At 36.8% G+C, this 15,125-nt stretch carries 7 protein-coding genes; 4 read left to right on the top strand and 3 right to left on the bottom strand.

The window, feature by feature from the left end; all coding sequences use genetic code 11:
• Complete coding sequence (locus tag Q0486_RS03670) at nucleotides 1–1,821, top strand: RagB/SusD family nutrient uptake outer membrane protein (RefSeq protein WP_299230344.1); 1,821 nt, start codon at nucleotides 1–3, stop codon at nucleotides 1,819–1,821.
• A gap of 62 nt (nucleotides 1,822–1,883) precedes the next feature.
• Here Q0486_RS03670 and Q0486_RS03675 read toward each other — a convergent pair whose 3' ends face one another.
• Entirely contained in the window at nucleotides 1,884–5,891 is a 4,008-nt protein-coding gene (locus Q0486_RS03675; protein WP_299230345.1) for a two-component regulator propeller domain-containing protein, read from the bottom strand.
• A gap of 199 nt (nucleotides 5,892–6,090) precedes the next feature.
• Between Q0486_RS03675 and Q0486_RS03680 the strand changes: the two genes are divergently transcribed.
• The 3 genes from Q0486_RS03680 to gluP all read left to right on the top strand — a co-directional run bounded on the left by Q0486_RS03680 (nucleotide 6,091) and on the right by gluP (nucleotide 10,105).
• Complete coding sequence (locus Q0486_RS03680; RefSeq protein WP_299230346.1) at nucleotides 6,091–7,200, top strand: glycoside hydrolase family 88 protein; 1,110 nt, start codon at nucleotides 6,091–6,093, stop codon at nucleotides 7,198–7,200.
• 68 nt (nucleotides 7,201–7,268) lie between these two features.
• Nucleotides 7,269–8,798 carry a Gfo/Idh/MocA family oxidoreductase gene (locus Q0486_RS03685; protein ID WP_299230347.1) on the top strand — a complete coding sequence of 510 codons (1,530 nt, stop codon included), beginning with the start codon at nucleotides 7,269–7,271 and terminating at the stop codon, nucleotides 8,796–8,798.
• A 101-nt stretch (nucleotides 8,799–8,899) separates the two neighbouring features.
• Complete coding sequence (gene gluP, locus Q0486_RS03690; protein WP_299230348.1) at nucleotides 8,900–10,105, top strand: glucose/galactose MFS transporter; 1,206 nt, start codon at nucleotides 8,900–8,902, stop codon at nucleotides 10,103–10,105.
• A 149-nt stretch (nucleotides 10,106–10,254) separates the two neighbouring features.
• Here gluP and Q0486_RS03695 read toward each other — a convergent pair whose 3' ends face one another.
• Both Q0486_RS03695 and Q0486_RS03700 read right to left on the bottom strand, forming a co-directional pair.
• Nucleotides 10,255–13,584: a glycoside hydrolase family 2 TIM barrel-domain containing protein gene (locus Q0486_RS03695; protein ID WP_299230349.1), complete on the bottom strand. Its 3,330-nt coding sequence runs from the start codon at nucleotides 13,582–13,584 to the stop codon at nucleotides 10,255–10,257.
• Between the two features lie 295 nt (nucleotides 13,585–13,879).
• Entirely contained in the window at nucleotides 13,880–15,118 is a 1,239-nt protein-coding gene (locus Q0486_RS03700) for a PNGase F N-terminal domain-containing protein (RefSeq protein WP_299230350.1), read from the bottom strand.
• Between the last annotated feature and the right edge of the window lie 7 nt (nucleotides 15,119–15,125).

A 15,125-nucleotide genomic window follows, 5' to 3' on the forward strand; every position in this document is an offset into this window, starting at 1 on the left:
ATGAAACATTTATATAAATATATGATATTGGGTGCAATGGCTTTTACATTCAGTGCTTGTAATGACTCTTTTTTAGACCGCACCCCTACAAATGACTTGAATGATGTCGCATTTTGGAAAACTACATCAGACCTGGAAGCTTATTGTAACGGTATTTATAATGAAGCTGCAAACATTGGCAGTTATAAATTCATGATAGGATTCCATAGCGATCCATATAGCGTAAAAGTAACAGGCCCATACAGCATGGAAGCTATGTCAGATAATTTTGCTACTATGGATGGTAGTCAGACATGGGCTTCAGCCATAGCTGCAGGTATTGAAAATGTACCTAGTGGTGGAACAAACTATGTTTCATGGAACTGGACTCTGCTACGCAGAATAAATGTTTTTTTGGCTAATTATGATAAAGTCCAAGCTTCAGCAGAAGCCAAGAAACCATACGTTGGAGAAGCATTGTTTTTCCGTGCTTGGTTCTATCTTTATATGGTTCAATATTATGGTGATGTACCTTTGATCACAACACCATTAACAACAGATTCTCCTGAGTTGTTTGCAAAAAGAACACCACGTAAAGAAGTTATGGCTCAGGTCCTCTCAGATATCAGTGAAGCATGTAAATGTCTTCCAGAAGATGAATGGGGAGGAAACCGTATCACAAGAGGTGCAGCTTTGGCACTTAAATCACGTATAGGACTTTATGAAGGTACATACAGAAAATATCATCAGTTGGGAGATGAGACGGAATTCTTGGATGCTTGTATCAGCGCTTCTGAAGAATTAATGGAAATGGGATATGAAATACATGACACCGGAAAACCTCAAGAAGATTATACAGCATTATTCACTACAGACGATCTTTCAACCAATAAAGAAGTGATTTTGTTCCGTAAGTATGCAGATCCTCTTGATATGCACCGTATGTGTGGATATACTATCAATCTGAGAAATGGTGGTACAAAAGATTTTGTTGACGATTTCCTTTGTTTAGACAGTGACGGTAAAGCCAGACCTGTTGGATTAAGCCGCGAATATAGTAACGATACACCGGAACTGGAATTCACCAACAGAGACCCTAGATTATCACAAACATTCCTTGCACCTGGAAATGAAGCAGCCAAAGATTTGTTTATCGATATCACACATGCCAAGAAGACATTCCCTCGTATTGGTAATATGCAAACTTGGCCAACTCTGACTGGTTATCATCCTATCAAATATTACATTCGTGAACAGGACAAGAAGGGATTCGGTAAAGAGACACAGGATTATCCTTTGTTCAGATATGCTGAAGTACTTTTAAATTATGCTGAAGCAAAAGCAGAAAAGGGTGAATGTAATCAGGATGTACTCGACCTAACCATTAATGTACTTAGAGACCGTGTTGATATGCCTCATTTATCAGTAGAACCGGAAATGGACCCGAAATATGCAGACAGAGGAATATCTTCTCTATTGGTAGAAATCAGACGTGAACGCCGCGTTGAATTAAGTTTCGAATATCTTCGTTATCAGGACTTGATGCGTTGGGCTTGGGGTGACAAACTTGCTGAACGTCCATTGGGCATCCGTCTGGAAGATTCTGATTTTGAAAATCCTAGATACGATGGTGAAATCACAAAAGCCGGTGCTCCAAACGAAGGCAAAAACCCAATACACGTATTTGTAGCAAAAGACGGAAAACAATACATTGATGCTTATGGTGGTACAAACTATAAAGCTGAAAGACGTTCTTTTAATCCGGAAAAAGATTATCTGAGACCTATCCCAAAAAGTGCAATTAGTGCTAATACCGAGCTTAGCCAAAACCCTAACTGGTAATTAAGTATTATATAGTCTAATGGACTATGTTCCCGATTAGAACATAGTCCATTATTTATTTTTCAAGAACGTCTAATATTTTGTGGCGTAGTACCATAGAATGTTTTAAACAACTTACTAAAATACCTAGGAGAAGAGAAGCCTAACTTCAAAGATATTTCGGAGATATTCAGTTCCTGATTCTCCTTAATCAGATTCATTGCCTCTTCCATTTTTATTTTTATAATAAATTCATTAGGTGGCATTCCTACTATCTGTTTAAATTTATTATACAGCTTACTGCGTCCCATACACAATTCGTTTGCCAATACATTTACATCAAAATCCGCATTTTCAAAATTTTCACGTATTATATCAATACATTTCTTCAACAATTTTCTATCTGAATCGCTAATTGCATCATCCTCTGTTGTTTGAGGAATTATGTTATCTCCACACCATGCGACAATTCTTTTCTTGTTCTTTATAAGATTTCTACATCTGGCCTGTAATACACGTACATCAAACGGCTTCAATATACAATCATCCGCACCAGCCATAAAGGCTTCAACTACAGTCTCGGAAGCCAAATCATTGGTAAGAAGTATTATAGAGATATTATTCAACTCAATATTATTCTTTATCCTATAACAAAGATCTTTACCAGAAGAATCATTCACAGTCATTTCAGCTATTATAATATCAGGATGTATTTCATTTGCCATATCAAAAGCAGAAGATAAGTCTTTTGAAAAATGGAGAGTATATGATGAATATAAGATATCATTCAATATTGAGCTCAGATCTTCGTTATCAACAACAACTAAAACATGTGGCTTTGCATCATTTTTTTCAGGAGTTTCTTCTAGCTCAATATTTTTATCAACAATATGCACCGGAATATCAATAGTATTATCCGATGGCAATACAAAACTATTTTCATTATTTCTTGCCAACTCCTCACTGGTAAAATGTGCATTTCCCAAACGTAATTTAACAACAAACTCTGAACCATTATTCTTATCACTCAAAGCATGAATTGAACCATGGTGCATTTCAATTATATTCTTTGCCAATGTCAATCCTATGCCTGTACCTTCTATATCAAACCTCTTTGAAGTATTGTCTTTAATTAAAATTTGATTGAATATTTGTTCTATTTCTTCTGATGTCATACCAATACCTGTATCTTTAACAGATATTACCAACTCAAAATTCTGTTTTTTTATACTTATATCCACATTACCACCATCTGGAGTATATTTCAATGCGTTCAATATTATATTCGAGAAAACCTTTTGCATCTGATTAGGATCGCACCATATTGTTTGCAAACCTACCGATGATGAAAAATGATAATTAATATTTTTCTGTTTTGAATAATCGATGAACGAAGAATAAATCTGTTTAATGAAATTGGTTATCTCAACTTCTTCAATATGCAATTTCATCTGTCCTTCCTCTATTTTCTGAAAATCAAGCAGTTCAGTTATTAGGGTCCTGAGATTCCATGCATTCCTGTATACTTTCTGCAATTTGTTGTTTATCGACAAACTTATGTTATCTGAATGCAGCAGACTCTCTATCTGTCCTAATATTAACGTTAACGGAGTTCTTATTTCATGCGAAATAGAAGTGAAAAAGTTTATTTTCATTTTGTTTAAGTCTTCAATACGTTCTTTTTCAGCTCTCTCATATACAAGACTGGTACGTAATGACGTCTGACGTATTATAACAGCAACTACAGCACCAAGAACCAGTATAACAATTATAACATAAAATATATAGGCAAGTGAAGTCGCATAGAAAGGAGGAGTTATACAAATATCTATACTGTTTGTTGGTGTTGTACTGATTTCCTCAGGCAATACCGACTTAACTTCCAATCTATAATTACCATACGGAAGATTTGTATAAGTTATTCTGTTACTGGTTGATATGTTCCAACTATTATCAAAACCATGAAGTTTATATTCGTATGAATTGTTTATATTATATAAATAACTATACGAAGATATTTCAAATGTAATATTGTTCTGGTTATGCTTTAAACTCAATTTCTTAGTAGCAGACAAGACATCAGAAAGAATATTAGTACCATCACCAGATGTTATTTCATTATTATAAATAAATAATCTGTCAAAATAAATTTTTCTTTCTATTCTATCGTACAACAATCCCTTTTCTTTAATCACCGACAATCCATTTGTTCCTCCAATATAAAGATTATTTTCATCTCTATAGATTCTGGATCCATGACCATAACTCTGATTAAATATTCTACTGCTATATATTATTTTATCGTTTACAGCATCAAAAAGAGCAAGTCCTTCTGAATGAAGTACATACAGATAGTTTTTCTCTCTAGAGGCACATATACAATAACAATATTCATTAGTAATTGTTCCACTGTCAAGTGACGTCGACAGGAAGACATTCTTATGATTAATATAATGATACAAACCTGAACCTAATGTACATACATATATTTCTCCTCTCGTGTCTTCATAAATATATGATATGCAACTTTTCCTTATTGGATCAAGTTCATACTGTTCTATGTGTGAATTGTCCAAATTGACGCATGTCACTACACCATTTGCATGCCCCAACCACAAACGGTTTCGGCTGTCAAGCGCAATAGTTTCGTATGCGTATCTTTTATTTAAGATTTTTCTTGCTTCATCATCCAACTGCAATTCACTCAAGATATCAGTCGATGTATCCATATAAACGATACCTTTACTTTGGGTATGAAGTAGCAATCCATTTTTATAAGGAATAATCTTGTTAATAATATCATTGGACAATCCGTTATGTTTTACCCTATATCCCTTATTTAATTTTGTGTCATAAACATATAGTCCCCCTAAATGTGTACCAATATAGATCTTAGCACTTTCATAGTCAAAATATATTGATTTAAGATTGTTGCTTCCTGGAGTAGAAAAATCATCAGCGATATGCTTCAAATGTCTGAACTCACCACTATTTAAATTTAAAATATTTATTCCTCCTCCTTCTGTACATATCCACAGATTATCATCGGAATCTTTAGCCATTTCACCTACGACATTAAAATTCAGCCAATTTTCTCTAATGGAAGATGAATGATAAAAATTAACAGAATCCGGATTAGGATTAAATATACTTATACCACCAAAATATGTACCTGCCCAGATATTACCATTATTATCCTTATATAATGACAGTATGGAATTATGACTCAAAGTGTTTGATGACTCTCCATGCTGAATAAAATGTTTCCATTTTCCTGTATTTATATTATAACAGTCCAATCCCCTGTAAGTTCCAATCCAAATATTCCCTAAATCGTCCTCAAGTATTGCTCGTGCTTGGTTATGCGTTATGTTACCTTGACTATTGGCTGAAGTGAATTTCTCAATACCATTATCAGAGGCTATTTTATATACACCATTCCACGTAGCAACCCATATATTATTGACGGAATCAATAAATATATTCCTTATAGTCCCATTCAAATTTTCATTGACATTCAGCAAACGTCCATTATTTCTATCAACAATATAAACACCGGCAGTTGTAGCCGCATAGATATTCTGACCTTTAGCATATATAGAAACAAAACGTGTATTATTATTCTGTGATTTTAATGAAAAGAACTGATTTGTCTTATCACCGTCATAATAATAAATGCCATCACTAGCTGCAATCCATAATGTATCTTTTTCAGAAAAAATATCATTTACTTTATCTTTTATACATAATGCATCGAATGTCTTTAATTCGGATTTAATCAGGTTATTTCCAGTTATAAAAAACAAATCACCATTCTTATTTCCTGTAATCTTGGTTATATTCCTATTAAACCATCTGTTTTCATCATTTTTATCAAGACGCTTTATCATTGATATTCCATTATATCTATTGATACCCTCAGTAGTACCAATCCACATAACTCCATACTCATCCTGATAAATTGACGGAATAGATATTTGAGACAACCCATCGTTTATACCTAAATGCTTGAAATATAAATTCTGAGAATATATATTTATAGAAAAGAATAAAGTAATAAATATGAATAAGATTCTTGCCGTTTTTCTCATTACTGTATTTGTTAACATTAATTGCAAATATACAAAAAACGAGTATTATTCATAGTCTGATGTGACAAAAATATCCAAATTATATACCATAATCATCCAAAAACAGTAAATTGTTATGATGTAAAACATTGTTGGCATATACTATAAGGTAACTATTAGTATTTTTACAAAACGAAAAACATATAATCATTATAAACTTATGAAATATTTAATACTATTATTCTGCTCTTTATTATTTAATTCGACACTGAACGCACAGAGCTCTTTCAAAAAATCCGAAGTAAAAGAAATTATGAAAAGAGTTGCTGACTGGCAAATAGCCAATCCGCCAACTGGAAATGAACACGATGATTTGAGTTGGACAAATGCTGCCTTATACATGGGAATGATTGACTGGGCAGAGCTAAGGGAGTCGGAAGACAATGATTCATATTATTATGACTGGTTAAAAAAAATAGGAAGAAGGAATCATTGGCAAATGGGTAAATACATGTATCATGCTGATTTTATCGCTGTAGGTCAAGTCTTCATAGATATGTATAAAAAATACGGTGAGCGTAATATGATACTTCCTGTACTGGCTCGTACTGAATTTGTAATCAACCATCCATCAGACAGTAATTTGGAACTGGATTATAGAAATATGGCTACTCTTGACCGCTGGTCATGGTGTGACGCATTGTTTATGGCTCCTCCTGTATACGCAAAAATGTATATGCTTACAAAAGATAAAAAATACATAGACTTCTTGAATCAGGAATATAAAGCCACATACGATTATCTCTATGACAAAGAAGAAAAACTCTTCTACCGCGACAGAAGATATTTTGGAAAAAAAGAAGCAAACGGTAAAAAAGTATTTTGGGGAAGAGGTAACGGTTGGGTATTAGGAGGACTGACAGAGATTCTTCAGGAACTTCCTGAAATAAATATGCATCGTGATTTTTATGAAAATCTTTTTGTGGAACTTTCATATCGTATAGCAGAATTACAAGGTAAAGACGGTTATTGGCATGCTAGTTTGTTGGATCCGGATTCTTACCCATCACCAGAAACAAGCGCTACAGGCTTCATCGTATATGCACTGGCATACGGTGTCAATGAAGGATTACTGGATAAAGAAACGGTGATGCCAGTAGTAGAAAAAGGTTGGGAAGCTCTTGTCAAGGCTGTTGAGAAAGACGGTAAACTTGGCTATGTTCAACCTATTGGAGCCGATCCCAAAAAGGTCACAAGAGACATGACAGAAGTTTATGGAGTAGGAGCCTTCCTTCTTGCTGCCAACCAAATTTATAAAATGAGTAAATAATCTTTATTCTATAGGGATAAGCCATCCCTCTCTATAGAATTAATAACACGGGATGGAAATAAATACTCATGAAAAAACTATTTATATTAGCTTTATGCGCATCATTGTATGCATGTTCTCCAAAACCTTCTTCTGAGAACATTAATGTTCATGGAACAGAATGGACATGGAACGACGGAACTATAGTTGTAAAAAGTCCTGAGCGTGAAGCCGGACAAAAAAGTGTATTGGGATTTGCTGCTCCAAAAATGGAAGTAGTACGAGTTGGTTTTGTAGGTTTGGGAATGCGTGGTCCTGGAGCTGTACAAAGATTCACACACATACCTGGTACACACATTGTTGCCTTATGCGACTTTGAAGAGAAACGTGCTGAAAAATGCCAGAAATACCTTAAAGAGGCTTCACTCCCTAAAGCTGCCATATATTCAGGTGAAAAAGGATATGAAGAGCTTTGCAAAAGAGACGATATTGATTTGGTATATATAGCAACAGACTGGTTGCACCATTACCCGGTTGCTAAATGCGCTTTGGAAAATGGTAAGCATGTTGCTATTGAAGTTCCTTCTGCAATGAACCTCAAAGAATGCTGGAGTCTTGTAAACCTCAGTGAAAAAATGCAAAGACATTGTATGATTCTCGAAAACTGCTGTTATGACTGGTTTGAGATGAACACTCTCAACATGGCACAGCAAGGAGTATTCGGCGAGGTAATTCGTGCGCAAGGAGCTTACATACATGATTTAAGTCCTTTCTGGAAACACTATTGGAAAAACGGCGAAAATGACAAACTCGGCTGGCGCCTTGATTATAATATGAGAAACCGTGGAGACGTATATGCCACTCACGGCCTTGGTCCTGTAGCTCAAGCTCTTGACATTCATCGTGGCGACAGAATGAAAACTTTAGTTGCTATGGATACGAAATCAGTGGTGGGGAAAGCTTTGGTAGAAGCTGCCACTGATTCTTTATGCGAAAATTTCCGTAATGGAGACCACACTACAACACTTATACGTACCGAAAATGGGAAAGTTATAGAAATACAGCACAACGTAATGACTCCACAACCTTACAACAGACTATACCAACTAACCGGTACAAAAGGATTTGCCAACAAATATCCTGTTCAGGGATATGCTGTAGGAGCAGAACAGTTGACAGCTTCAGGAGTACAGCCTAAAGTAGATGATTTAAGTGCACACGGTTTCCTTCCAAAAGAAGAAAAAGAAGCATTGGTAGAGAAATACCAGCATCCTATCCTGAAAAAATACGGTGAAATGGCCAAGGAAGTAGGCGGACACGGCGGTATGGACTTTATAATGGATGCACGTCTGGTTTATTGCCTTCAGAATGGTCTTCCACTTGATATGGATGTGTACGATCTGGCTGAATGGTGCTGTCTGGCTGAGCTGGGCGAACTTTCAATGGATAATGGTTGCGTACCTGTTGCTTTCCCTGACTTTACTCGTGGAGAATGGAACAAAATTAAAGGTTACAGACATGCATACGCTTCAACTGAAGACGAAACAGCAGCTATGGAAAAAGCTAAAGCATATACTGCTAAATTGAAAGAAGCTGGAGCAAAAGACTGGAGCAAATAAAAACAATACACTTTTAGATTTAATTTCACCAGTGTAGGGGCCAAATCTTCAAAACGGTTCCTACACTGTATTTTATTTTATAACCTTATTTTTTACATCAAATGACCTCAAACAACAAAACGATAATACCATTGGCCTTCATCGGAATAATGTTTTTTGCCATAGGTTTTGCATTAGGTATCAATTCATTACTGGTACCAGTACTCCAAAGTTCATTAAAAATATCAAATGCTGCCTCATACCTGATTATTGCAGCAACATTTATACCTTTTCTGTTATTCGGTTATCCTGCCGGACTAACTATAAAAGCAATAGGATATAAGAAAACAATGTCACTGTCCTTCTTTATATTTGCGGTTGCATTTTATCTTTTTATTCTGTCAGCAAATGGTGGCAGTTTCACATTGTTCCTTCTGGCATCATTCGTAAGTGGAGCAGCCAATGCTTATCTCCAAGCATCGGTAAATCCATATATAACGATACTCGGTCCTTTGGAAAGCGCAGCCAAGCGTATCAGCATTATGGGTATTTGTAACAAGCTTGCATGGCCTATACCTTCAATTTTTATCGTATGGCTAATTGGAAAAGATGTAAACATGATTGGTATTTCCGACCTCGAATCTCCTTTTCTTATTATCATATTAGCATTTGTTATTCTTGGTATAATGGCATTTTTCGCTCCATTACCGGAAGTAAAGGCAGAAGGAGAAGATGCCCCTGCAGACAGTACCGCTAACGAATCGAATAACCCAGGAAAAACATCAGTATTCCAATTTCCACATTTATTGTTAGGGTGTATAGCACTGTTCCTTTATGTAGGAGTAGAAACTGTTTCATTGGGTACACTAGTAGATTATGCCAACTCAATAGGTCTGGCAAATGCTGCCAACTATGCATGGATAGCACCTATAGGAATCGTTATAGGATATATATGTGGCATAATATTTATTCCACGCTATATCAGCCAAGCTACAGCATTGAAAATTTGCTCTATAGTTGCCATAATCGGTTCCATACTTGTGGTTATCACCCCTTCTGACATTTCAATCTATTTTGTATCTTTAATGGCTTTGGGTTGTTCGTTGATGTGGCCTGCACTTTGGCCTTTGGCTATAGCTGACCTCGGCAGATTTACGAAAACAGGTTCATCACTTCTGATTATGGCTATGTTCGGTGGTGCTGTTATACCTACTGTCTATGGCTGGTTGAAAGATGCTTGTGGTGCACAACAGGCATATTGGTTATGTTTACCTTGTTTCCTGTTTATTTTATATTATGGAATGTACGGTTGCAAGATACGTAAGTAAGAAAATTTTATAACGATATATAGTAATAAATCAGAAAGCAAAAGTCCCGAAATGGAATTCACTAGGATTTTCCGTTTCGGGACTTTATTTTATAATTTATTTTTCAGAATATTAAAACATATATTTGAAGTATTAATTTCACCTCAATATCATCTGGAAGGTACAAGAGTAAATCCCCACTTATACTCCTGATTAGCAGGGATAAGATACTGTTTGTCAGGAATAGCACCCCAACTGTCGTATCCACCTACACCCATCTGTTTCATATCTACGCATACCTCAACAAAGTCGCGTGGCTTGATATCACTGATGTGAGTCTGTCTTGGCTTGATATTTTTAGCAGTCGAGACATCATGCTTGAGTTCTTCAGCATCACGATTGTTCCACTGATAGTCGCAGTATGTAGCTTCCTCACCGTCGAAATCTTCTATAGAATTGCGCAATGTATTGAATCCTATAGTCTGGTCAGCATAAATTGTAAGACCTTTTCCACCTTTCTTGCCTACAGTAAGCCAACGGGTATCTGTATGATGACCATTTTCCTGAGGACGTACGTATGGGAAATACATATCATCAGCTGTGTTCTTATAGAGACCAACGAGTGTACCGTTATTACGGTCAATATAGTTTTCTTCAGGTCCGCGACCGAAATATGTAACATGATTCATATTGGCCGGCATACGGAAACGGATACCTATACGAGGTACAACAAGTTTTGAACTTTCCTTGCGGATAGCATCATTTCCCGGAGTGAAAGTAGCCATAAGAGTTGCTTCAGACAATTCGGTCTTTGTTGCCTCCATATCAGTAGAAGTAAAGGTATAGTCAGCTTTTACAACTCCTGAAGGATGTATACGATATGTTGCAATATAAAGGTTTCCTGCAGCCAGAAGATATGTAGCTTTCAGTACAGCATCCTTACCTTCCATCTCTACAGAAGCATCCACTACATTGAAGTTTTTGCTTGACTGTTTCCATATCTGCAGACGTTTAGGCATCTGGCTTCCGTAATCATTGTCGTTTGGAGCACGCCAGAAGTTAGGCTGTATACCGAAACCTTCGCTGAAATATTCTGTTCCTCCAACTTTATAGGAAATAACAAGACCGCTTTTCTTATCGAACTTGAAATTAACCTTTGAAGAAGATACGCTTAAAATATTGCCTTCAGTACTGCACTTAAGAGCCGGACCGGAAACTGCGAATTCACGCTCAAGAGGTTCTACAGGCAAACGGAACTGGTCATGTGCCAGTTCAAATCCGGCAGGAACAAGTGTTTCAGGTTCCACGGTAGTTACACTGAACTCAACAAAATATTCAGTACCTACTTTCTGCTTCAGACCGCTTACATCTACTTTAAGTTCTTTACTTGCCTGCGGTTCAATATCCATTGATACCTTATTACGACGAATTACCTTATCATTCTCCTTCACAATATATGTAATCATATATTTCTTAAGATTTGTAAAGTAATAACGGTTTGTAACATTGAATATACCATTTTCTCCATCCTTCATCTCGAAGCCGACATGCTGGTGAGCATACTTCACCTCATTCATGGCAGGATGAGGAGTACGGTCAGGACTGACGATACCATTGCAGCAGAAATTACCGTCGCTTGGCATATTTGTTCCGAAGTCACCTCCATAAGCCCAGAAGAAACCGCCATCTTCAGTATTTACCTTCAAGCCCTGGTCAACCCAGTCCCAAATGTAACCACCCTGAAGATTAGGATACTTATATATAGCTTTCCACTGGTCCCAAAGACTACCAGTAGAGTTACCCATAGCATGAGCATATTCAGAAGGTGCAACAGGACGGTCGCTTCCTTTCTTACCTATAGACTCCAACCATGATGCACTTGGATATTGAGGTACATACATATCCGAGTTCCATTCCCACTGGGCACGTTCGTAATTCACCGGACGATTCATAATATCCTTATCGGCTTCTTTCACCCACAGATAAGTCTGATAGAAGTTGTAACCGTTTCCAGCCTCATTTCCAAGCGACCAGAATGTAAGTGAAGGATAATTCTTATTACGTTCAAACATGTTGATAGTACGATACAAATGTGGTTTCAGCCATTCAGGATTATTTCCCAATGTACCACCTTTTTTCAAGTTGTAATACATTCCGTGGCTTTCAATGTTTGCCTCATCATAGACATAAATACCATATTCGTCGCACAATTCATAAAAACGTCTGTCCTGAGGATAGTGACACAGACGTACTGTGTTCAGGTTATTTTGTCTCATCAGTTCGAAATCCTTTCTCATAAGATCCTCAGTCACATAATGTCCTGTTTCAGGATTATGTTCATGGATATTTACTCCTCGCAGCTTGATTGGCTGACCATTGACCAACAACACCGTATAATTATTTCCGTCGGCTGATTTCTGATCAATTTGCTTTATCTCTATTCTTCGGAAACCAACATTAAACGGTACTACTTCTGTAACCTTTCCGTTCTCCTTTACAGTCATAAACATTTTATAAAGGTTAGGAGCCTCAGACGACCATGTTTTTACCTGTGGAATTTCTTTATTGAAAACAACTGTGTTTTCTTTTTTAGAGTCAACAGATACATTCTTGTTTTCCTGTGCTATAACATTTCCTTGTTTGTCAACGAGTTCATAGCTCACCTCCAGATTGGCTGTTGTACTACGGCTGTTCTTCATATCTATGGCCAGACGGAAGATACCATTCTTGTACGAATCATCAAGAGTGGAAGTCACACGGAAATCACTAACAGAAGCCTTAGGCTGAGAATAGACAAACACATCTCTCTCTATACCGCTCATACGCCAGAAATCCTGACATTCCAGGTATGAGCCTGTACTCCAACGGAATATTTTCAGAGTCAATACATTCTGTCCCTCTTCCAGATAATCATTGATAAGATACTCTGCCGGATTTTTGGAATCCTCATTATACCCTACTTCCTTTCCATTAATATATACATAACAACCTGACTTTGCTCCGGCTATATGAAGATAAATATCTCTACCTTTCCAGTCAGATGGTATATTCAGATCTCTACGATACACACCTACAGGTATATCATTCGGAAGCTTTGGAGGTTGTGGATTTCTTGGTTGGAACTCATAACCATGGTTTGTGTAAATAGCGACCCCATAACCCTGCATTTCCCAGTTTCCAGGTACTTTTATATCGTTCCAGCCGGATACATCTGTATTCTTTTCGGTAATGTCGGCAGGAAGATTACGATGAGAGTCAGTGTAATAGAATTTCCACACCCCGTTTAGTAACTTATAATAAGGACTGGATTCATATTTACCACTCATAGCCTGAGTTTTGTCCGCATAAGTCATAAAAGCAGAACGAGGTTCCACACGATTTACACTTACAGTCTGTATATCCTGCCAATAAGGCAATGCTACCGACTTTTCATTAGTCGCTGAAAAACTTAGAGAATTGCTACACAATAATAGTGAAAAAAGAATCAATTTATTTTTCATAAATACAATTTGTTAACAAGTTTCAAATTCGAGCCAAAAATAGGTATTTTATAAATTATTTCCAATATAATATTCAAGAAATTTTACTACACAAAATATTATCCACACTATATAAATCTAGCTTTAAGAAAAGCCCATATACTCCAATATCATAATATTGACATAGTTCGGATTACAAAATTAATGACAGTAGTTAACAGAAAAACTATTACTCAATAAAAAAAGTCCGTCGGATTCTTTTATTGAGTAATCCGACGAACTTTTTTATCAAATTATCTATGATTTAAATCTATTTTTATTCATCCCATACCAAATAAGCAGATACCAGCCAATGATTCAGTTCACTCTTATGTACAGGCTGCGCTTCAGGTATACTGACAGTAAAAGTATGTTTTCCTGGCTGTAAGTTCTGGAGTTCAACAACCTCCGGTAACACATCCGACCCTGGACACCAGTTTGAACGTGACAAGTCAGAAGAAGCCAATGGTTCCTCTACTTCTTTAGTCTTGTAACCGTCCTTACCTATATAAGCAGCCAGACGCTTTATAAGCCATACACCGGTAGCAGGATTGAAACGACGGAAAGAAGCACAATCGTCTCTCCAAGGTATAAAGCTATAAACCTCATTTCCATCTATAGAGAGAATATTGCGTTTCTGAACAAATTCATCGCCTCCGGAATGACCTCCATGTCCTGTAACAATATATTTCAGGCGAACATTCTTCGCATTCTTAGGAAGCTCAAAATCAGTAGATACAGACTTACGGGCAAATATATCCGGATAAGACTGACCGATATAGTACACTGTATTCATCAACGGTTCTACATGACGACTAACAAGCTTTTCACATGCTACATGTGTCTCCTTGAATTTCAGTTCCATGCTGGCCACATAACCTTCTTTTGTCCAAGTATCAATAAATATACCAACATACACCTCACCTTTAAGTGCAGAATATAAATCTGTGATATCCTGCTCCCATTGTACACATTTTTCCCATTTAGGAATGTATACCGGGCGACGTCTGCTGGATAATGAATCATCTTCTTCACTATAATACCCAACACCGAAAGGTGTCATGAAGCGCATTAGTTCTATCGTAGGCAAATAATCCTTTCCAGGGACAATCCCAATCATGTTTTCTAATTTCAAGCTATCGATTTGCGGAAATTTCTTCTTTCCCTGTGCGATACTCAACAGATTCACAGCAGATTTTTTTGGAAGCACAAAACAAGAACCGGACTTATCCCAACGGTCTCCATTGGAAGCTACCGTCACCTTAAGACTGACTGTTACATCCCTCTTGTAATCGGGTATCTGAATCTTCTTCAATATAATACGACCATTCACCAGATGAATGACTCCATCAGCATCGGCTTCAGAATATCCCGCATACGTATCCGGAACGAAGCGAACATTCTCCTTGTCAAACACAGTCAAATTAAAATCTCCTTTTGCAGGAAGTTCCTTATGTCCGGACGCAAACACATTCAATGCCACGAACAAGGAAACTAACATACTAACTATCTTCATATTTTCA

Origin of the sequence: uncultured Bacteroides sp., assembly GCF_937912035.1 — a bacterium.
Lineage (GTDB): Bacteria > Bacteroidota > Bacteroidia > Bacteroidales > Bacteroidaceae > Phocaeicola.

Bases quoted from the DNA above. Each gene is read 5' to 3' on its own strand.
- Q0486_RS03670 (WP_299230344.1), top strand. From the start codon at position 1: ATGAAACATTTATATAAATATATGATATTGGGTGCAATGGCTTTTACA.
- Q0486_RS03675 (WP_299230345.1), bottom strand. From the start codon at position 5,891: ATGAGAAAAACGGCAAGAATCTTATTCATATTTATTACTTTATTCTTT.
- Q0486_RS03680 (WP_299230346.1), top strand. From the start codon at position 6,091: ATGAAATATTTAATACTATTATTCTGCTCTTTATTATTTAATTCGACA.
- Q0486_RS03685 (WP_299230347.1), top strand. From the start codon at position 7,269: ATGAAAAAACTATTTATATTAGCTTTATGCGCATCATTGTATGCATGT.
- gluP (WP_299230348.1), top strand. From the start codon at position 8,900: ATGACCTCAAACAACAAAACGATAATACCATTGGCCTTCATCGGAATA.
- Q0486_RS03695 (WP_299230349.1), bottom strand. From the start codon at position 13,584: ATGAAAAATAAATTGATTCTTTTTTCACTATTATTGTGTAGCAATTCT.
- Q0486_RS03700 (WP_299230350.1), bottom strand. From the start codon at position 15,118: ATGAAGATAGTTAGTATGTTAGTTTCCTTGTTCGTGGCATTGAATGTG.